The sequence below is a fragment of the Citrobacter sp. RHB25-C09 genome (genome assembly GCF_013836145.1).
Classification (GTDB): domain Bacteria; phylum Pseudomonadota; class Gammaproteobacteria; order Enterobacterales; family Enterobacteriaceae; genus Citrobacter_A.
The window spans coordinates 3278135-3295311 of the sequence record NZ_CP057483.1; the positions used below are offsets into that span (position 1 = coordinate 3278135).

General features: G+C 49.4%; 27 protein-coding genes and 3 pseudogenes. 11 read left to right on the forward strand and 19 right to left on the reverse strand.

The window, feature by feature from the left end:
- Window positions 1-89: 89 nt before the first annotated feature.
- The 18 genes and pseudogenes from HVY19_RS15435 to HVY19_RS15520 form a co-directional block, all read right to left on the reverse strand.
- Window positions 90-416, reverse strand: a complete 327-nt coding sequence (locus tag HVY19_RS15435; RefSeq protein ID WP_179192522.1) for a hypothetical protein — start codon at window positions 414-416, stop codon at window positions 90-92.
- 268 nt (window positions 417-684) lie between these two features.
- A complete protein-coding gene (locus tag HVY19_RS15440; protein ID WP_086512848.1) occupies window positions 685-1494 on the reverse strand; it encodes an antitermination protein in 810 nt (269 codons plus the stop codon).
- Window positions 1494-1631: a YlcG family protein gene (locus tag HVY19_RS15445; protein ID WP_086512847.1), complete on the reverse strand. Its 138-nt coding sequence runs from the start codon at window positions 1629-1631 to the stop codon at window positions 1494-1496. Before HVY19_RS15445 ends, HVY19_RS15440 begins: the two co-directional genes overlap by 1 nt.
- A complete protein-coding gene (locus HVY19_RS15450) occupies window positions 1628-1984 on the reverse strand; it encodes a RusA family crossover junction endodeoxyribonuclease (RefSeq protein WP_181681402.1) in 357 nt (118 codons plus the stop codon). Before HVY19_RS15450 ends, HVY19_RS15445 begins: the two co-directional genes overlap by 4 nt.
- Window positions 1981-2262, reverse strand: coding sequence for a DUF1364 domain-containing protein (locus HVY19_RS15455; protein WP_172751106.1), 282 nt, complete (start codon window positions 2260-2262; stop codon window positions 1981-1983). Before HVY19_RS15455 ends, HVY19_RS15450 begins: the two co-directional genes overlap by 4 nt.
- Window positions 2263-2264: 2 nt before the next feature.
- Window positions 2265-2465, reverse strand: a complete 201-nt coding sequence (locus HVY19_RS15460; protein WP_181681403.1) for a hypothetical protein — start codon at window positions 2463-2465, stop codon at window positions 2265-2267.
- Window positions 2466-2470: 5 nt separating this feature from the next.
- On the reverse strand, window positions 2471-3073 hold the full coding sequence (locus tag HVY19_RS15465) for a DUF1367 family protein (protein ID WP_181681404.1): 603 nt from the start codon (window positions 3071-3073) through the stop codon (window positions 2471-2473).
- Between the two features lie 34 nt (window positions 3074-3107).
- A complete protein-coding gene (locus tag HVY19_RS15470; protein ID WP_001568777.1) occupies window positions 3108-3356 on the reverse strand; it encodes a hypothetical protein in 249 nt (82 codons plus the stop codon).
- 117 nt (window positions 3357-3473) lie between these two features.
- Entirely contained in the window at window positions 3474-3707 is a 234-nt protein-coding gene (locus HVY19_RS15475; protein WP_016236996.1) for a DinI family protein, read from the reverse strand.
- 145 nt (window positions 3708-3852) lie between these two features.
- A pseudogene (locus tag HVY19_RS15480) lies at window positions 3853-4068 on the reverse strand (DNA cytosine methyltransferase); the annotation flags it as partial.
- Window positions 4069-4142: 74 nt separating this feature from the next.
- Window positions 4143-4400, reverse strand: coding sequence for a hypothetical protein (locus tag HVY19_RS15485; protein WP_181681405.1), 258 nt, complete (start codon window positions 4398-4400; stop codon window positions 4143-4145).
- A 26-nt stretch (window positions 4401-4426) separates the two neighbouring features.
- Window positions 4427-4576: pseudogene (locus HVY19_RS15490) on the reverse strand (dATP/dGTP pyrophosphohydrolase domain-containing protein); the annotation flags it as partial.
- A 71-nt stretch (window positions 4577-4647) separates the two neighbouring features.
- Window positions 4648-5193, reverse strand: a complete 546-nt coding sequence (locus HVY19_RS15495) for a hypothetical protein (protein ID WP_181681406.1) — start codon at window positions 5191-5193, stop codon at window positions 4648-4650.
- The gene (locus tag HVY19_RS15500) at window positions 5190-5960 is read right to left on the reverse strand and encodes a hypothetical protein (RefSeq protein WP_181681407.1); all 771 of its coding nucleotides are present in this window, start codon (window positions 5958-5960) and stop codon (window positions 5190-5192) included. Before HVY19_RS15500 ends, HVY19_RS15495 begins: the two co-directional genes overlap by 4 nt.
- Before the next feature lie 15 nt (window positions 5961-5975).
- Window positions 5976-6725 (reverse strand): ATP-binding protein, encoded by a 750-nt coding sequence (locus HVY19_RS15505; protein ID WP_181681408.1) that lies wholly within the window; start codon window positions 6723-6725, stop codon window positions 5976-5978.
- Between the two features lie 2 nt (window positions 6726-6727).
- On the reverse strand, window positions 6728-7714 hold the full coding sequence (locus HVY19_RS15510; protein WP_181684298.1) for a replication protein: 987 nt from the start codon (window positions 7712-7714) through the stop codon (window positions 6728-6730).
- A gap of 337 nt (window positions 7715-8051) precedes the next feature.
- A complete protein-coding gene (locus HVY19_RS15515) occupies window positions 8052-8591 on the reverse strand; it encodes a toxin YdaT domain-containing protein (protein WP_181681409.1) in 540 nt (179 codons plus the stop codon).
- Window positions 8592-8593: 2 nt separating this feature from the next.
- Complete coding sequence (locus tag HVY19_RS15520) at window positions 8594-8827, reverse strand: YdaS family helix-turn-helix protein (protein WP_071692470.1); 234 nt, start codon at window positions 8825-8827, stop codon at window positions 8594-8596.
- A gap of 103 nt (window positions 8828-8930) precedes the next feature.
- Here HVY19_RS15520 and HVY19_RS15525 point away from each other — a divergent pair, with 103 nt between their 5' ends.
- From HVY19_RS15525 to HVY19_RS15535, 3 genes are all read left to right on the forward strand, one after another.
- Window positions 8931-9326, forward strand: a complete 396-nt coding sequence (locus HVY19_RS15525) for a helix-turn-helix domain-containing protein (RefSeq protein ID WP_001230958.1) — start codon at window positions 8931-8933, stop codon at window positions 9324-9326.
- Between the two features lie 900 nt (window positions 9327-10226).
- Window positions 10227-10673 (forward strand): helix-turn-helix transcriptional regulator, encoded by a 447-nt coding sequence (locus HVY19_RS15530; RefSeq protein WP_016066196.1) that lies wholly within the window; start codon window positions 10227-10229, stop codon window positions 10671-10673.
- Window positions 10658-11071 (forward strand): hypothetical protein, encoded by a 414-nt coding sequence (locus HVY19_RS15535; RefSeq protein WP_016066195.1) that lies wholly within the window; start codon window positions 10658-10660, stop codon window positions 11069-11071. Before HVY19_RS15530 ends, HVY19_RS15535 begins: the two co-directional genes overlap by 16 nt.
- Before the next feature lie 34 nt (window positions 11072-11105).
- Here the strand turns inward: HVY19_RS15535 and HVY19_RS15540 are convergent, their stop codons facing one another.
- The gene (locus tag HVY19_RS15540) at window positions 11106-11300 is read right to left on the reverse strand and encodes a hypothetical protein (protein ID WP_032238386.1); all 195 of its coding nucleotides are present in this window, start codon (window positions 11298-11300) and stop codon (window positions 11106-11108) included.
- Between the two features lie 325 nt (window positions 11301-11625).
- Between HVY19_RS15540 and HVY19_RS15545 the strand changes: the two genes are divergently transcribed.
- The 8 genes and pseudogenes from HVY19_RS15545 to HVY19_RS15580 all read left to right on the forward strand — a co-directional run bounded on the left by HVY19_RS15545 (window position 11626) and on the right by HVY19_RS15580 (window position 17167).
- Window positions 11626-11784 carry a hypothetical protein gene (locus tag HVY19_RS15545; RefSeq protein ID WP_181681410.1) on the forward strand — a complete coding sequence of 53 codons (159 nt, stop codon included), beginning with the start codon at window positions 11626-11628 and terminating at the stop codon, window positions 11782-11784.
- The gene (locus tag HVY19_RS15550) at window positions 11781-11981 is read left to right on the forward strand and encodes a hypothetical protein (RefSeq protein ID WP_181684345.1); all 201 of its coding nucleotides are present in this window, start codon (window positions 11781-11783) and stop codon (window positions 11979-11981) included. Before HVY19_RS15545 ends, HVY19_RS15550 begins: the two co-directional genes overlap by 4 nt.
- Window positions 11981-12175, forward strand: coding sequence for a DUF1482 family protein (locus HVY19_RS15555; protein ID WP_130098287.1), 195 nt, complete (start codon window positions 11981-11983; stop codon window positions 12173-12175). The genes HVY19_RS15550 and HVY19_RS15555 overlap by 1 nt, the downstream gene beginning before the upstream one ends.
- Window positions 12175-12333 (forward strand): YdaE family protein, encoded by a 159-nt coding sequence (locus tag HVY19_RS15560; RefSeq protein ID WP_152405040.1) that lies wholly within the window; start codon window positions 12175-12177, stop codon window positions 12331-12333. Before HVY19_RS15555 ends, HVY19_RS15560 begins: the two co-directional genes overlap by 1 nt.
- Window positions 12334-12354: 21 nt before the next feature.
- Window positions 12355-12706 (forward strand): annotated as a pseudogene (locus tag HVY19_RS15565) (DNA breaking-rejoining protein).
- Window positions 12707-12833: 127 nt separating this feature from the next.
- A complete protein-coding gene (locus HVY19_RS15570) occupies window positions 12834-15791 on the forward strand; it encodes a RecE family exodeoxyribonuclease (RefSeq protein ID WP_181684299.1) in 2958 nt (985 codons plus the stop codon).
- A 10-nt stretch (window positions 15792-15801) separates the two neighbouring features.
- A complete protein-coding gene (locus tag HVY19_RS15575) occupies window positions 15802-16884 on the forward strand; it encodes a RecT family recombinase (protein WP_181681412.1) in 1083 nt (360 codons plus the stop codon).
- A 43-nt stretch (window positions 16885-16927) separates the two neighbouring features.
- Window positions 16928-17167, forward strand: a complete 240-nt coding sequence (locus HVY19_RS15580) for a DUF4060 family protein (RefSeq protein WP_042997814.1) — start codon at window positions 16928-16930, stop codon at window positions 17165-17167.
- Window positions 17168-17177 lie beyond the last annotated feature (10 nt).

The window sequence follows — 17177 nt, forward strand, 5'->3', positions numbered from 1 at the left end:
GGCGCGTGGTTTCCCTGCTTTCCACAGACAAAGGAAATTGCTAAATTGGTCATTCCACAGACAATCAGGGAATAATCATGGATGTTGGATTACTTATTGCGTCCCTTAAGAATGGGATCGGTGCGCTTTCCGCTGTGCAGAGTAACGAGGTCCTGCGCGAGCGCATCGCTTTCATTGGAGAGCAGATCGACGTACTTCAAAAAGCCCATGCTGCCACCATAGAAGAACTTGCCGAGGCGAAGGCCAAGTGCGTAGAACTTGCGAAGGAGGTAGCGGCTTACAGGGAAAAGGATGAGTTTGTCGAGCACATGGGTGCGGCCTTTAGAAAAAATCCCGCGGGTGGGTATATCAGCGCGGTTTATTGCCCCAACTGTCTTAAACAGGTCGGAAGTGGATTCGATGACTTTCCTTACCATTGCGGCTCCTGCGGCTGGACTTCAAGATTTGAAGGAGGGGAGATTGATAGCGTAATGAAAACCCTCCCTTAATGTTCAGGCTAGAGTAGCGTCTCGCCGTTATCTCCAGAAACGCAAAAGCCCCACGGTGGAATCCGCAGGGCTTGAATGTTTTATTGCTGGTCGAAACGATTGAACGGATTCCCAGCGTTAGAGTTGATATTAGACATAATTTCCGAGAAACACAACAGTTATTTTCTATGAAAAGAATATTTAGAGAAAATTATTTCTACCTTGTGACAGATTTTAAGGCGCTGTCTGCGTAACTCTCCTGACGATGACATTCCTCCACCAGCAGTTCAAACAACGGTTGCACTTGTTCATATGCCGTCGTTTTCTTCACATCCCATGTGGTGCGGATACCTTCCAACACATTGGAGAATTTTAACCTGGCATAACCTCTGCCAGTACACCGCTCACAAACTTTAATCACCGGAACGCCCTGTAACTCAGTCGCCTTCTTATCCAGTACCTTCCCTTTCCCATGACAGCGACACGCATTGCTGATAACACCCTTGCCGTTACAGGTATTGCACATAACCCGCGCGGTCTCCCGTACAGACTTCCATTCTTCCCAATACGACGGGAACACACCTTTTGTAGCCTTCGCCCATACCGGAGGCTTACCGTCCGGGTATTGGACCTTGTTTGTGAAGACATCAGCTTCGATGAAGCCGCTACCAGCGCAGCAATCACAGCGTCTGACACTTGCCGCGCTGCGGGCATAATCCTGATATGCAAAAGCACACAAAATTTCGAGAACTCGCCGACGGATTTCTTCATTGAGTTCTGAAACTGATTTGAAGCGTCGGCAAAGTTCAATGGATGATTCATAAAGAGCCTCCATAGCCCGATCCGGGCTGCTGATGCCAATTTTTGCAAGGTACAAATCGAAGCCAAAACCACACTTGGCGTTAACCAGCCCAAGCGCGGCCATAACATCAGTTCCGGTCAGGTTGTCGGAGGCAGTCGCCCTCGAGGAGTCACTGAACATCGGTGATTTTGGCGCGAAATATTTAGCGATTGATTCGAGGTTCATTATGCGGCTCCTGCTGAATGATAGATGCGAACGAAGTTACGGAGGATACGGTAATCCACCAGCACGGATCCCGGGCGGCGGTAAATCCGGAGGCGCTGCCAACGAGTGCGGAGTATCTCGAGCTTTTCTGGCTTCATTTGGCCTCCTCGATAATGATTTGCCCGGTTTCTCCCCATATTTTGGTAACACGCCCGTCCCAGACATGGCTATCCTCGTCAAACACTGCATCCAGCAAAGCTTTTTCCAGGTTGTCTTTGTCCGGCTTTTGTTGATGTGGCTGGCCGACATATTGCGCCCGCTTTGCCTTACTCCAGCTCTTTGGCATGGGGATAACGAACGTGACGTGATATCCGGACTCAGGTAGACGGATGCCCAGCAACCTGACATGTTCTTTGTATGCCCAGTACGCTGCTGTTGCTGGCCGTTTATGCCATCGGTCACGCTGAGTCATTATGGGCTTGCCTATCGGCGTAATTTCGTAAATTTTCATGCGGGCACCACCAGCCCTCGACGGGCAACTTCAATCACTGTCAGAACAATCGCGCGGTCCATAAGCTGACGGCGCTCTTCCCTGTTCAGCTTATTCCCGTTATCAATGCTGTCATGGCAGCAAACGCAGAGCGCAGCTGTCGCACAGTCATCGGTTTTTATTCCCATGCCTTTCCCTTCGTTCCGGTGTGCCACCTGCGTTCCCCATGCTCCACAAAGAACACAACGCTCGATTTGCCTGACGGCGGCGAGCCATTTTTTGCTGCGATAAATAGCCACGCTCACCCCCACACCCTGTTTTGCCAGCAGCGACTTGGTCGCGGAGGTTTCTTCCCCTCCGGCAGCCGGGCGCTGACGGTCCAGGTGATGTAATCGGAATTCAGGCTACGTTCGACCTTAACGCCGCGGCGCTGATAACGTGCCAGAAGCTCTTCGGCCTGCTGCGTTGTGCAGTCAGTGTGATGGAAGTACGAATATTTCATCAGAGTCACCCCGCAAAGCTCATAAGCTGGGAGGCGGCGTTCTCGGCCTCCTCCTGCGTGCGGAACGTCCTGGACAATACCCAGCGCCACAGAACATCAAGCGCAGCTTTGTACAGCTGCTGGAACTCGGTTTCGTCCATGTTGGCGAAAGCTATGCTGCGGGGGTGTTTACGAAGAGTTCCGTCAGGTAGTTGAATTGCGTCGTAGTGGCCGGCCTCGACAATTACCCAGGAACGGTACGCGTCAAAGGATTTACACAGGCTGATCCCATTGGTAATTCGACGACTGGCTACCTGCTCCAGATACTGCTCGGCAGCATCCAGCAGTGCGCCTTCGTTTCCACCAAATACCGCGAGGAATTTAGCATAACCATTTACGAGCTTACGCTCATTGCTGGATATCGCCCCGCCGGTAGGTTCCCAATATTCAAACCCGAGATTCAGGAGCGCAAAGAAACGGCGATGGAATGCGGGATTCCTCACCTGCCGGAACTCAGCCACCAGCACGGCACCGAGTTTGATTTTTGATTGCAGAATATCGCTGGTCTCCGGCGTCGCGGGGATCAGGATTCCTGATGACTGCTTGATGAGTTGTAGTTCGTGCGCCATGGTTTCTCTCCGTGGCGCAGTAGGTTACGGTTGTTCAGACCGTTGATTTCATATTATCAGAAGGTGGGGTTACCCGGTAGCCGAGACGGTGAATAAACTGCATAAAACCATTAGGAGTAAAGACCTCTTCATCATCCAGCAAAGGCCGCATAGAAACCATGCCATTGACGCGATAAATTAGATGCCTGCCCGATGAAGGAAAGCTAAACACCACGCAGCCGTCAGACCTTCTTACAATGTCATACCAGTTGTCTTCTGACGTTTGCAAAGCTGAATCACTCACATTTATGTTCTCCCTTCGAGCGACTAACAGACGCGATTAAAGATTGTCGGCAGCAGCATCAGAGGGTTACGCAAATTGCGGTATTCTGAAAAATGCGCGCCAGCCTTAAGCGCAATTCTAATAAAACCAGTCGTCAGCGCTTTCCCAGGTATCCTGGAGGATTGATTCAATTTTCTTTTTATCGTCCTTGTCACCACCAAAAACACTTAACCCATCGGACCCGGCACGGCGGATTGTGAGCCTGCAATTGTCATAGTGATCATTCAGGCGCTTAAGCAATTCTTTCTCCAGTGCTGGTACTGCGCCTTTAGGAAGTTCTTTCATGCGATCAATGGTTAATTCAACTTTCATAATGGCCTCCATTGCATTTACTGTGTTTTTATACAGTATACCTATGCACGGAAATGATCAACGTTTTAAGAGCACAAATTGTTAATTTTCTGTCAGTAGTAAAAAAAGAAAACCCGCCGTAGCGGGTTGAATTAGCAATGTTTTATTACGCCGCTATTTGTTTCTGCTGACAAAGCTCCGGCAAATTAGCACGCACCAGCGCTTCAGCGAACGGCGGTGGCACCGCGTTACCGCAGCGGGCAACCTGTTTATCCTTCGCGTACTTCTTGCCCCGGTAGTCCTGGTCGATGATGTACCACTCTGGGAAGCCCTGCGCGCGGTATAGCTCGTGCGGTTGCAGCATACGCATGCCAATATCAACGCTGCGGCCGATCGCCATTTCAATACCGGTTGAAGCACCACCACCACCAGCAAAATTATCAACGATGATTTCTCTCACGCGTATTTCTCCATGGCGCTGGCCAGTGACTGTGCCGCTGTGATGATGTCCGGTACCGGCATTTTCTCCAGCCACATGCGATTGATGTGATGTTTCAGGCGGCGCTGGTGATGTGCCGGGAGATCCCCGGCACTTTCAATCTGGCTATATACCATTCCCACTTCGGCAGGCCAGACAGTATCCTCAACATTCACCAGCAACAGGTTTTCCAGCTCGACGATACGCTTCGTGGCGTATTCCAGTTGCGGATCCATCACTTATCTCCCTGATGCTGATCCGCTTTGATGTGCAGACGTGGCTCACCGTCTAGCGGCTCTGGCCATTGGCGCTGTTTGTTAACAGCCAGCTTTTCTACCATCGCCTGGTTAATCTGCTCGTCACTGATACCGGCACGACGTTGCGCATCCCATAACAGGAATTGCATGTCAGCACATACCAGGTCGACGGTACCGCTGGAGAGTCGCGGGAAAACATCGAAGCAATCTGCGTTGTGCAGGGAGATCATTGCGCGGCCTCCCGGTTCACAGTCATGGCATCAACAGCCATCAGCCGTTTGTTACACAGCCAACTGACCATCTGCGGAGCTATCTCAAATTTTTCGGCAATATCACATACCCGCATTCCGTCAGCACGTAGTGCACACATCAGCTCAACATCTTCATCCGGATATTTTGTGCTCCAGTGTGAATCGCCACATTTCGCCAGACTTACACCCAGCAATTTCGCGCGGCGATAGATATTCTCTGTAGAACGACCGAGTAATAGCGCTATCTCTTTTGCAGTTAACGAATGACGATTGCGACGAATAAATCGATCATCATCCAGGGTGAAGGCTATGTGCTTTGGTTGCAGCAGGCCTGCGTGGCGAAGCTGGCGGGCGTGATATCGCGTCGCTGCCTCGCTCCGATTCAGCCTCAAACCTATTTCCCTGAAAGTGGCTGTCGGGTACATTGCGATCAACGTTTCATCCTCAGCGACCGTCCATGCACGCATATGCGCAGGACATTTGCCGGGAACACCCATTTTTTTCATAGAGAAGAAGCTCATTTCCCCTCCCCGATAAATAAACTCAGCGCACGGCGATGTTTGTTAACTTCCCGAACGGCTAAACGGAGTTTCTCCAGTCCGTGCAGGTTGGATTTGACTTTGCGGATCTGGTTGCTGATTTCCCGTAGTGATGGGATCTGCATTGGCTGAGATGGTTTTCTCAGTACAGGGATGCTCTCCAGGAATTCTTCTGTCCTGGTGTTGGTCGGTTCCGGTTCTGCCGATGGCGCCAGCGCAGGAAGACTTGCAACTTTCGGCTTGATCTCAATATCCGGAAGTTCTGCAAACACTGGTTCCGGGATAATTTTCGTTTCGTCAGGAAGTCCCCACTTAACGCCTTTCCCCTGACCGATTTTTTTAATGTGTCTGCGCTTTGCCATCAGGCATAGATTTGACGCTAAGCCTCTTGGATCTCGTCCGACAGCCGATGCCAGCGCTACGGTATCCATGTCCCCGTTTTCGGTTAGTAGTGCGACGATTGCCTCAGGTTTGATCGGCTCTGTAACCTCACCGCGCAGCGGTTTTTTTGAGGTGTCGTTTAAATTTTTCGCACGCAGTACAGTCTTCGCTGGCGCTGACCGAATACTTGTTTTTCCGCCAGCATTGCCTGTTACTTCCCATCCGCCGTCGAAAAAATCACACAATCCCTGTTCACGCTGTTCGCGGAGCATATTCAGCGCTTCAACAGGTTCGATTTCCAGGCGTGCCGCGACTTCACGGTATGTTGCTTTACCCATTGCTTTTAAAACATCGATTACGGTTTCCATAAAACCTCCAGGAAATTATTTAACGATCCGGAGGTGGCTAACGTTTTTCCGGTAGCTTCCCCAGTCAAAATTCACCCACATCCCGCCGTCCATCTGGAGGCGATCGATAACCCGTGCGCCCAACGCATCAAGCAGGCCTTCATGGTTCAGGTTCGTCAGTACGCCAACCGGTCGCATGGAGGACAGACGACGATCGATAACCTGATTCAGAATGACTTTCTCGCCGCTGCTGCCGCGCTGAATTCCGACTTCATCCAGCACCAACAAATCGACTTTGCAGAGGTCATCTAACAGTGACGCTTCCGATTGCCCGCCGTCATAGCACTCACGCACCCGTAGCATCAGATCGGGGATAGTCACCACCAGCACGCTATGTCCACCAGCCAGCAGATGATTGCCGATAGCAGCAGCCAGATGGTTCTTCCCGGTACCAGGGCCGCCACTGAATACAAAACTCGCAAAGCCAGCCCCAAAGTTCTGCGCGTAGCTTTTCGCCATGGTGTAGGCCTTGCGCTGTTGCTCACCGGATACTTCGTAGTTGGCGAACGTGCAGCTGCGATGCAGGCTCTGGATGCCAGAGCGACCGAAGATTTTCTCTGTACGCGCTTTCTGATTCAGCTTGTCGAGCTCTTCGCAATGTTTCAGTCCTTCTTCCCGTTGCCACGCCAGAAGCTCTGCTGCGCTGGTGAACTTAGGCTGAACGCCTGGCGGTATGAGTTTTTTCAGGCGCTCAAGAGCGCTGCCGGAATTAACAATGTTTTTCACCGTTACCCCCTGAATCCGGTTGGGATGGTTTTATCTGGCTCGGAAACGCGGTTCACATCCCTCCCCGTTTTGCGGTCGTTGAGAGCGAACTTCGGTTTGAACAGTCCTTGGTATCCGTTGGCGATACTGGTGTTGATCACATCAACCGGGTCATGCCCTTCGTCCAGGCACGTCTTCAGTAGCTTGAATACTTTGGTGACTGTCATTTCGGTCTTGATGGCTTTGCCAGACTGCTTGCGGTAGGCAACCCACTCATTCCAGGACACTGGATCAAGCCATTCAGGAACGGGAATTGTCATAGGGTCAAACTTCACCTTCCCCCTTGGGGGATTAGAGGGGGTTAGATCTGTATTTATATTTGTATTTGGAAGAATGTCTTTGGTGTTCCCTGTTTTCGGGGATAGCATTCCCTGAATTCGGGGATAACCATCCCTGTTTTCGGGGATGGTTTGAGGGGTGAAATCACTATCCCTATTTTCGGGGATAGCCATCCCTGTTTTCGGGGATAACCGTCCCTGATTCTGGGGATTGCTAATCATGAATTCAGGGGCGTTGATAACCCATGTTTCGACTTCAGCAGCCGGGAACGCCGCCGGACACTTCATGCAATTTGGCTTGGTATAAGCCCATTTATCTAGGCAGGTATTAACCCCGATGTATCTGGTTTGCCCAATTCGGCGCAGAATGATGATGTTCCGATAGGCAAGGCTCAGCACAGCCTCAGAGACGTGCTTGACCTTCAGCGTCGTTTTGTCGGCAATAAGGCTGTTGGCGATCCGGTCTGATTTTTTCGACCAACCATAAGTCAGGCGAACGATGGCATTCAGCACACGGAACTCCCGGCCTGATAGTTCGACGATACACAGGGCATCCTGAATCTGGTTGGCTAAACGCAAATAGCCGTTCTCCAGCTCAGCCATGCGGCTCTCCTGTTGCCCCTGTAGCGGGGCGGGAAATTTGATAACTTCAGCGGTATTTGACATACTGATCTCCGCAATTACCTACCGTTTTTGCACCCGAAGACTGGCTGTGTTGGCGCACAACAGTCTTCACCCTTTCAGAACAGCCCTGGTTGCAGCTGATTACGCTTAACGCGCTTCTTTTCAAACTTGTCTGCAGGCAGTGATTGCTTCTCTGCCCATAGCTTTGCGTGTCGCAAAACATCATCAAAAATCCTCCCCTTTCGACTCGCCTGAGACATGCGCTTGTACATATCGACAGCCTGAAATGCCCCCCCTGCGCCACTGCCGCAGTAAAGCCCTGCCGGACTAGTTCTTCTCGAACGTGCTTTTCGATAAATTCGATGTGGTTCATCGCTGTTTCCCCTCACATCGCACCCAGCATCATCTGCACCATTTCCATCAGCGGACCGGTTAACCCAGGGTCAACGCGGTACATCTCCACAATCCCCTCACTCAGCTCTTTCAGCTTCTGATGACGCGGCGCATCCATTGCGACAGCTATCTTCGCTTCGCTGGTTTCCTTCTCCATACGTGCCAGGCGAGCCATGATGTTGTCCTCTGGCAGCAGGCGGTTGCGAAACTCAATCGGCAGAACCGCGAGGATTGCCGGAGTCAGCTGGCGAACGTTCTCGCGGTACCGTTCGCTGTTGAAATGGTTGTCCAGGAAGCGGAACAGCTTCTGGCGTTTTCGGCTGAGGTCACCAGAGAAAGTGATCTCGTCACCCCCTTGCGCCCGGTACTCTTCGATGATCAGAGCCGTAACTACGTCCTGACCATCTACACCCGCCCACGCACGAACGGCATCGCGGATCTGGTCATGTTTATCTACCGAAACAGGTTGATTGCGATTTATCATCGCAGCCGGTTGATATCCGATATTTTGATGAAGTGACAGTGACTGCATGGTTATGCCCTCGCCTCCTGAACTGGTAACCCATCCGTAGGGTTGAGGTACAAATCAGGGCGTAACTCATGTGGAGTTACACCTGTAGCATTGAAAATAGGAATGACACGGTTAGCCGGTACGAATCCATTGTCACGGTGACGCCAGTGACTGACCGTCATTGGGGATACATTGAGCTTTTCTGCTAAACGGGTTGCACCCCCTACGATGCATATTGCTTTATCAAGTGCTTTCATATTTGGCTCCAAGTAATAACGAACCAAATTAAACATTATGTTTATGTTCAAGTCAACATTATGAATGTTGAGGCGATAAACTTTTAGTTTAGAATCTTGATATATGAGAAAAAACACACATCAAACAGATAACCCGCAGGTTCGGCGGTTAAATGAAATCATCGAGAAGAAGCGCATATCCAAAGCGGATATAGCGAGAATCTGTGGTGTGAGCGCACAATCAGTCAACAACTGGTTTGTCAGAGGAGCGATAGGAAAAAGCTCAGCAATAAAACTTGCCGATGCGCTAGGCGTAAGTCTTGAGTGGGTTCTAGGTCAGGACGTGGATGCTAAGGACGGTTTGAGACACGACGAACGGAGACTGTTGGAACTCTATAATCAACTCCCAAACGAAGAAGAACAACAGAACATGTTGCGGATCGTATCTCTGCGATTGAAAGAACTCGACGAACTGTACGCCAAGTATATGGGGCGGCGGATTAAGGGTGATACTGAGTAAGTAGCATCTGATGAAAATGGCGAGGGACATTATTGAAAGCTGGCCTGTTTTTAATTTCCATCGCTGTTCTTTGCTTTACCTTCATTTTCATCTGGATCATGCTCATTGGTCCTGTGAATGGGCATGAAAAGACTTACTTTAAGGACTCAACAACTTTTGCGGTCATCGTTATGGCAGTGCTATTGATAGCATTCGTAGTGGTTACAGTAATGGTGTTATTGTGAAGCGGAAAAGTAAGTTTTGTGAGTTTTATCGCTAACAACCAGAAGAAGAGCAACAAAATATGTACCGCATCTATGTGCTTTTCCTGAAGTCCTAGATGTTTTTTTATTCTAAGCACATGAATCTTGGAAATAAAGGTGAGCTTCGTCTGTCAACAATCGCAGCCGCTACCATAGTGGGGTAGCTAAGTTGCTAACAACGATTTTGGATTATCTGTGTACGATGATGGTGGCTCGCGTGCATTTTGTGAGTTAATATATATGTTAACTATGGATTAGTAGATGGTTCAACATACATTTAAAGGTAACTGCTTCACAGTAACTCATTGTAATGGGGCTCTTAAAACGCTATCTGATGTCATCCGGAGCGTGACTCCAGCCAAAAAGCAAAAAACTATGGTAGTCAATCTTAGACTGCAAATAGAGCGATTAGCCTCTGGTAAGAGGACTCCCGACCTAAGTGTTAGAAAGGAGGGGGTTTTACCTTCTTACAATGGAAAACCCAGCAAAAATTTTTGGGCTATAAAGAAGATACCCATCAGAGGTTATTACTGGGAGTCAGAAAGAGTATTCATGACTTATTTCATAAGTCATTACATCTACAAGGATTTTGATGACCTAAGTGATTCTGATACCCAGAAGGTCCGTAACAACTGGGAACGAATCGAGAGAGGATTAGATGACTGTTGACAACAATTCTGCAGGCGAAGTTTTCGAACTTCCCTATGTCAGTGAAAGGGAGATGGCTTCCGAACGATTGGTGTTCAACACCACGGAGGATCTCCTACTAGCCATGCAAGATGCAGGCATCACCAAAGGTGAGCTTGCCAGGAAACTTGGTAAATCACCTTCCCATGTTTCGCAGCTGCTTGATGGAACCAGAAACATGACCCTGAGAACATTATCCGACATATCATACGCACTGGGTGCTGAAGCAAGGGTCTCTGTTTTCAGAAATGGGGTTGATGTCTCACATCACATCATTCCACCATTAAGGCAATATGAGACTAGTGAACCCGAACTGAAAGATACTAGTGAAACAAAAATTGTGCGCTTTGTGATAGGAAGTAAGTTTGGCTCTAGCAACGACAACAATGATGTGGGTATTTTATGTTATCAGAGATAAGGCTCATTGAGGTCAGCACTAGCAACATACATTTCAAGCATACCCCTTTGAAAAGTGGTACTAATAGGGGCAATTTTGAAGCTGAGATCGGTGAGATTACTGTCGAAGCCGGTAAAAAATTAAAATCCGATGAAGCACTAAGTATAATTGAGATAACTGCTTCCCCAAAGGTTGTAGGTCTCAGCACGACCAGTGATGGGGCAATCCATGAAACGTTTAACCTGCAATTTGGTTTACGTTTAGTATTCACTTATCCAGACAGTATCGATTTAACACCAGAATTACTTGATGAAAACCGATGGTTCTTTGAATATAACGTAAAAATATTCTTTAAAACACAATGTGAACAAATACTTAAGCCAACAACTATCAAGAATATTGAGCTACCATTTGGGTAGAATCGACCCGGCCACCGCGCCGGGTTTCTTTTGCTTACCCTTTTCGCACTTCCTCAGCTGCAAACCTGAACACCTGTCGCCAAAAATCGTTCTGCTCAATATCCCCCAGCGACTCAAGCATTGAAATGATCGCCTCAGTAGTTGGCGCGTCTCCATGTGATATCAGATTCAGCGTCGCTCTACCTACCGCCTGACATACATCGTTGTAACCCACGTAGAACTTTTCCATAGCCCGCCCTCATCGATTTTTTTATAACCACAAAATAGACCACAAAACATACTACTCGTGCCAACGAGCGCAACCAACTAAACTTTTTGTTTATATAAAAACACTCATTATGTTGACACGCAAATAAACATTGTGTTTAATTACTCCATCAACACAACCACCAAAGCAGGACGCCCACGAAGTAGCCGTCCGGGGCATACGAAGACCGGAATGAGGTGGTGAGATTAACGCGCAGTAGGTTTGAAACGTTCCGCCAGCCTGGCGACAAGGGCAAACACAGAAGTGAGCTTCGCGGTGGTGAATTGCAGAGTGAAAAAGCTCAACCGTGAAGATCAGCGCCGCGGCACCACCAGCGAAGTTCACTGAGTTCCAGCAACAAGGTATCGAGGGTGAGATGGAAAAAGCATACGAGGAATATTTTGAAGGTCTCGCCGATGGCGAGGAAGCACTCAGTTTTGCAGAATTTAAAGAGGCTCTGTCATGAAAACCGCGAATGCAATACCAAACAACGGTCGCGCCGTCCCAATGCGGAACATCCGTACCGGCGCAGCATGGCAGGTTTCATTCGACTACCGAGACGGCACCTACTGGCACGAACCGCAGGGAAATCTGCGCAACATTCGCCGCCCGTATGCCTCACGAACCATCGAACCGAATCTTGTACCTGCGGGGACACACTGATGGGAACTCTGTACGCATTAGTGCTGACGATCGCCATGGCAAACGGAGACTTCCAGGAAGGCATCATCGGCGTATACGGAAGCAAGGAACAGTGTGAATCCGCAGCCAGTGAGCAAAGCAGTATCACTGATTGTTATCCGCTCGAAGGTATCGTTCAAAACGGAGAGTTGCCAAAACACTTTAAGGACAGGTGATGAAAAAAGAATGTGGTTATTGCCACAAGCCTGTTGAAGAAGGCGCAGAAGTAAAGAGTACCCTGCTCTATCTCAACGGTACGCAACTGGCACAGAAAGAAAAAGAATATTGCTCTAAACAATGCGCTGAATACGACCAGATGGCGCACGAAAGTTAATTAGTACCCCTGAAACATGAAATGAAAAATTCGCCATTAATTTGGCGCGGCTTCTTACACCCTTAATTTAATAACTGGAGATTTTATGGAAATCGTAAAAATCGAAATAAACCTGAAAGCAGTGAATAAAGAAGTTGCTGTATTCAACTGCGAGAAGAAAGTATCAGGCGTTATTCATTCAGCCGAAACGGGTGTGGTCACGGTCATTCTCGACGGTGGCTATGTGTTCGGCAAGTTCGACTGTCCTCTCTGCGCTGTAGAGGCAATTTCAATGCTGTCCGTGAAAGTGAGTGATGGCGATAACGCCGGGTTTGGTAACTACCGCAGCTACAAGCTCGATTACTCAGAAAAAGTTTTCAGCACCGTTCATTAAGAAAAAGCCCACACAAGGTGGGCTTGCCCTGTCCGGTCTCACCGACCAAAGCGAACCGGACATTCTACCTGGTAAAACCGAGGTGCAATTAAGGCGCCTCCATTCTACACGAAGTGAGGATAAAACAATGAGTGGTACTAATCCCGTATTTTTAGTCCGCAAAGCAAAAAAATCATCAGGCCAGAAAGATGCTGTTCTCTGGTGCAGCGATGATTTTGAAGCGGCAAATGCAACACTGGATTATCTCCTGATTAAATCTGGCGCAAAGCTGAAAGATTATTTCAAAGCTGTCGCTACTAATTTCCCTGTTGTTAACGATCTGCCGCCGGAAGGCGAATTGAGCTTAACCTTTTGCGATTTCTACCAGCTCGGCAGAGACAACATGACCTGGGCGCAAATTCCAGGCGTGACACTGCCATCATCTGAAGCCGTTGCCGCCGCCAGTCAGCGTATCGTTGATGGTGTTGATACCGAAACAGGCGAAGTGCTGGAAGACCATACAGAAACCTTTGGCAATGAAGAAGGCGTGAAGACATCAGGTTCCTCGCCGGAGCTGACTGTCGTTGCAACTATGCCATTCCGTCACCGCGTTCTCGCGCAACTCATTGGCGAAGGCGAATATCTCTATCATGTCGATACCGAGCAGAAAAAGGCCATTCGCGAACTGGAAATGGATACCGATAATTCGTATGTGCAGAATCTGTTGCTGGCTGCCGAGAATGTTCAGGAGTTCAAAAAAGCCATTGAGCATGACATTCATAAAGCAGTAAAAGCGGTTGTAACCGTATTCCCAATCGATGGAAGAATACCGGAACTGGCGCTTTTAATCCGGTTCCTTAAAACCTGGTTCGATACAGAATATATCGATCGCGGGTTACTTGTTAAAGAATGGGCTAAAGGAAATCGGGTATCTCAGATTCAGAGAACCACCAGCGGTACTAATGCCGGAGGCGGGATTAAAACTGACCGTCATCCAGAACTGAACCACGATCTCAACTCTCTTGATATTGAAATTGCTCTTGCCACTCTCCCGATGGATTTCAATATTTATGAGTGTCCGGGAAGCGTTTACCGTAGAGCAAAAGAAATCTTTCAGAAAAAAGAAAGTCCATTTAAAGAGTGGTCTGTAGCACTGCGCGAAACTCCCGGCATTCTTGATTACTCCAGAGCCGCTATTTTTGCTCTTATCCGCGGCGCTGGTGAAAACGTACATCATTTTCCGGTTAGTTTACGTCGCTACATCAACGCAAACCTGACCGAGAGTAATCACGAAAAACCGACAGCGGAAACCCTTTCTGCTGCCCGACATGTACCTGAAAAAGATGCAGTTGAAGAAATTGACCGTCTGGACGCAGAACGTGGTGAGTTCGTAGAAGGTATCAGCGAACCGACTGAAACCTCCGCACAACCTCAGGTTGGGAACCTGGGCGGCGGCATCTTCTCCATCGAAGGGCTGATGGGGGAAACCGCCTCAAATGAAGGCGAAAAAACGGAAGTGGAGGCCACCAGCGATGTGCAGGTTCAAGAAACTGACGGTGATGAAGAACAGGATACTGATGCGCTGCAGACAGACGAAAGCGATGCTGGCACTGTTGAAGAAACAGTTTCCGTAGAGTCAGCCGCAGATATCCTAGCAGCCGGCGCACCGAGTCTCGCAAACCCGGAACAGGACGATGTAAACCAGAATTCCGATTCTGTAAGCCAAAACATCGATTCTGTCAGCCATTCTGAGCCAGAAGTGCAACAAACCGAGCCAGAAGCGCAACAGGACGAACCAGATCCAGAACAAGCGTGGCCGGAATACTTTGAGCCTGGCCGTTATGAAGCCGTACCCAACGACGTTTATCACGCCGCAAATGGTATCAGTTCAACGATGGTGAAAGACGCACGAGTGAGCCTGATGTATTACGACGGCCGCCACGTATCTAAAACCATCAAGAAAGAACGTTCCAAAGTTCTGGATATGGGAAATCTCGTCCATGCGCTAGCGTTGCAGCCTGAAATTCTGGATGAAGAATTCAGCATTGAACCGGTTATCCCGGAAGGTGTTCTCACGACGACAGCAACGATCCGCGCAGTTATCGACGACTACAACAACAGTCTTCCGGCGCTGCTCAGTGCTGACGACATCAAGCGTTTCATCGAAGAGTACAACGCCACCCTGCCAGCACAGGTGCCGCTGGGTGCATCACTGGAAGAAACCGGGCATAGCTACATGGAATTGCCTGAGGAGTTCCAGCGTATTGATGACGGACAGAAACAAACCGCAGCAGCAATGAAAGCCTGCATCAAAGAGTACAATGCCACCCTGCCAGCACAGGTGAAAACCAGCGGCAGCCGTGATGCTCTGCTTGATCAACTGGCAATCATCAATCCTGATCTGGTTGCGCAGGAAGCACAGAAGCCCCAACCATTGAAAGTATCAGGAACCAAAGCGGATCTGATTCAGGCAGTAAAAGCCGTCAAACCTGAACTGGTGTTCGCCGACGAACTGCTTGACGCATGGCGCGAAAACCCGGGCGATAAAATCCTGGTTACCCGCCAGCAATACGCTACCGCGCTGGCTATCCAGTCTGCGCTCTATGCTCACCCTGAGGCAGGTAAGTTACTGCAAAACCCAACACGCGCCGTTGAAGTCAGCTATTTCGGCATTGATGACGACACCGGGCTTGAAATCCGCGTTCGACCAGATGTTGAACTCGAGTACGAAGGTCTGCGTATCGGCTTCGACCTCAAAACAATAAGTATGTGGGATGTGAAAGAGGATTCACTGAAATCACGACTTCACCGCGAAATTACTATGCGCGATTACCACCTGAGCGCCGGTATGTATTGCAACGTTGCCGACCTGGACAAATTCGCGTGGATCTTCGTGAACAAAGACGAAGGCTATCACTGGGTGGCTGTTGTCTGGGCTTCTGAATCACTACTGGAACTTGGAAAGCTTGAGTATCGACAGACCATTCGAGCTATTGCCAACGCTATGGATACAGGTGAATGGCCAGCACCAATCACCGAAGACTACACCGACGAATTGAACGATTACGACCTGCGCCGCCTCGATGTGCTGCGTGAAATGGCTTAAGGGGGAAACTATGGAAAACAAAAACATAACTGTTGCCGATCAGAATGCGGTAGTTAACTCAAACATTGCTTTGTTTGACTCGCAGTACCTGAACGCTATCAGTGCATTCGCTCAGATGATGTCCCAGGGTGCTGCAACGGTTCCTCGCCATCTGCAGGGCAATGCAGCAGATTGCATGGCAGTAGCTATGCAGGCCGCACAATGGCAGATGAATCCTTTCGCTGTGGCGCAGAAAACGCACCTTATCAATGGCGTTCTGGGTTACGAAGCTCAACTGGTTAACGCAGTTATTTCCCGCAGTGGCGTACTGGCAAGCCGTTTTGAATATGAATGGTATGGCCCATGGGAAAAGGTCATCGGCAAGTTCAACATCAGAAAAGGTGAAAAAGGCGAATATCGCGTACCGGGTTGGACAATGGCTGATGAAGAAGGTATCGGCATCATTATCAAAGCGCGCCTGAAAGGTGAGGAGCAACCACGAGAACTCGATCTGCTTCTTGCTCAGGCTCGCGTTCGTAATTCCACGCTCTGGGCTGACGATCCGCGCCAGCAGCTTGCTTACCTCGCAGTGAAGCGCTGGGCTCGCCTTTTCTGCCCTGACGTCATTCTTGGCGTCTATACGCCAGACGAACTCGAAGAGCGGGAAGAGAAAATTATCAACCCAACGCAGGTGGCTCAAAGCATCACGATGCAGGTGATAAATTCTGAAAATACGCAGGCCGCCAGCGCTCAGAAGTCAGATGTAAACACAGGTGATATGGCCGAGAAATTCCGTAGCCGCATTGAATCTGCTGAAACCTTAGAAGATGCAACTGCTGTAGGGAACGATATCAACTCTGCGAAACCAGCGCTGGGAACGGCATTGTTCACGGAGTTGAAAAATAAAGCCACGCGCCAGTATCACCTGGTCAAGCATCGCTCTCTGATTGACGAAGCAATCAATGCCCTTCCTCAGCCGGGTGAACCTGATGCTGCAACATGCTTTGAAGCGGTAGAGAAAACTCTCTCCTCGGCGCGTAGGCATCTTGGAGACGAACTTCACGATAAGTACCGCATCACCCTGGACGACATGAAACCGGAGTACATCGGCTAACAGCGCCGGGAGGGGCAACACCCTCCCCGCCTGAGGGGTATTTATGCGCCTTATTAATCGCAGTAAGCAATCGCCACTTGGCCGCCGGGCATGCGATGCAGCACTGGCTAAGCATGTTGAACGATATGGAGACTATGGTCGTAGCGACAGGAAGGAAACATACACGGTGAACGTGGACGGCGTGAAAATCTGGGTAGAGGTTGTAAACCGCCATAAAAGCTATGTGGCAACAGCAATGACTGGAATGCGCCGACTGAGAACGTTACCCGGTCGATTTAACTGATAACGAATAA

What these genes read in the sequence shown, in the direction of transcription:
- HVY19_RS15435 (WP_179192522.1), bottom strand. Translation starts at nt 416, where the DNA reads ATGGTAAGGAAAGTCATCGAATCCACTTCCGACCTGTTTAAGACAGTT.
- HVY19_RS15525 (WP_001230958.1), top strand. Translation starts at nt 8,931, where the DNA reads ATGAGAAAAAACACACATCAAACAGATAACCCGCAGGTTCGGCGGTTA.
- HVY19_RS15465 (WP_181681404.1), bottom strand. Translation starts at nt 3,073, where the DNA reads ATGGCGCACGAACTACAACTCATCAAGCAGTCATCAGGAATCCTGATC.
- HVY19_RS15555 (WP_130098287.1), top strand. Translation starts at nt 11,981, where the DNA reads ATGGGAACTCTGTACGCATTAGTGCTGACGATCGCCATGGCAAACGGA.
- HVY19_RS15540 (WP_032238386.1), bottom strand. Translation starts at nt 11,300, where the DNA reads ATGGAAAAGTTCTACGTGGGTTACAACGATGTATGTCAGGCGGTAGGT.
- HVY19_RS15500 (WP_181681407.1), bottom strand. Translation starts at nt 5,960, where the DNA reads ATGGAAACCGTAATCGATGTTTTAAAAGCAATGGGTAAAGCAACATAC.
- HVY19_RS15580 (WP_042997814.1), top strand. Translation starts at nt 16,928, where the DNA reads ATGCGCCTTATTAATCGCAGTAAGCAATCGCCACTTGGCCGCCGGGCA.
- HVY19_RS15475 (WP_016236996.1), bottom strand. Translation starts at nt 3,707, where the DNA reads ATGAAAGTTGAATTAACCATTGATCGCATGAAAGAACTTCCTAAAGGC.
- HVY19_RS15560 (WP_152405040.1), top strand. Translation starts at nt 12,175, where the DNA reads ATGAAAAAAGAATGTGGTTATTGCCACAAGCCTGTTGAAGAAGGCGCA.
- HVY19_RS15460 (WP_181681403.1), bottom strand. Translation starts at nt 2,465, where the DNA reads ATGAAATATTCGTACTTCCATCACACTGACTGCACAACGCAGCAGGCC.
- HVY19_RS15550 (WP_181684345.1), top strand. Translation starts at nt 11,781, where the DNA reads ATGAAAACCGCGAATGCAATACCAAACAACGGTCGCGCCGTCCCAATG.
- HVY19_RS15450 (WP_181681402.1), bottom strand. Translation starts at nt 1,984, where the DNA reads ATGAAAATTTACGAAATTACGCCGATAGGCAAGCCCATAATGACTCAG.
- HVY19_RS15485 (WP_181681405.1), bottom strand. Translation starts at nt 4,400, where the DNA reads ATGGATCCGCAACTGGAATACGCCACGAAGCGTATCGTCGAGCTGGAA.
- HVY19_RS15530 (WP_016066196.1), top strand. Translation starts at nt 10,227, where the DNA reads ATGACTGTTGACAACAATTCTGCAGGCGAAGTTTTCGAACTTCCCTAT.
- HVY19_RS15440 (WP_086512848.1), bottom strand. Translation starts at nt 1,494, where the DNA reads ATGAACCTCGAATCAATCGCTAAATATTTCGCGCCAAAATCACCGATG.
- HVY19_RS15575 (WP_181681412.1), top strand. Translation starts at nt 15,802, where the DNA reads ATGGAAAACAAAAACATAACTGTTGCCGATCAGAATGCGGTAGTTAAC.
- HVY19_RS15445 (WP_086512847.1), bottom strand. Translation starts at nt 1,631, where the DNA reads ATGAAGCCAGAAAAGCTCGAGATACTCCGCACTCGTTGGCAGCGCCTC.
- HVY19_RS15570 (WP_181684299.1), top strand. Translation starts at nt 12,834, where the DNA reads ATGAGTGGTACTAATCCCGTATTTTTAGTCCGCAAAGCAAAAAAATCA.
- HVY19_RS15520 (WP_071692470.1), bottom strand. Translation starts at nt 8,827, where the DNA reads ATGAAAGCACTTGATAAAGCAATATGCATCGTAGGGGGTGCAACCCGT.
- HVY19_RS15535 (WP_016066195.1), top strand. Translation starts at nt 10,658, where the DNA reads ATGTTATCAGAGATAAGGCTCATTGAGGTCAGCACTAGCAACATACAT.
- HVY19_RS15495 (WP_181681406.1), bottom strand. Translation starts at nt 5,193, where the DNA reads ATGAGCTTCTTCTCTATGAAAAAAATGGGTGTTCCCGGCAAATGTCCT.
- HVY19_RS15515 (WP_181681409.1), bottom strand. Translation starts at nt 8,591, where the DNA reads ATGCAGTCACTGTCACTTCATCAAAATATCGGATATCAACCGGCTGCG.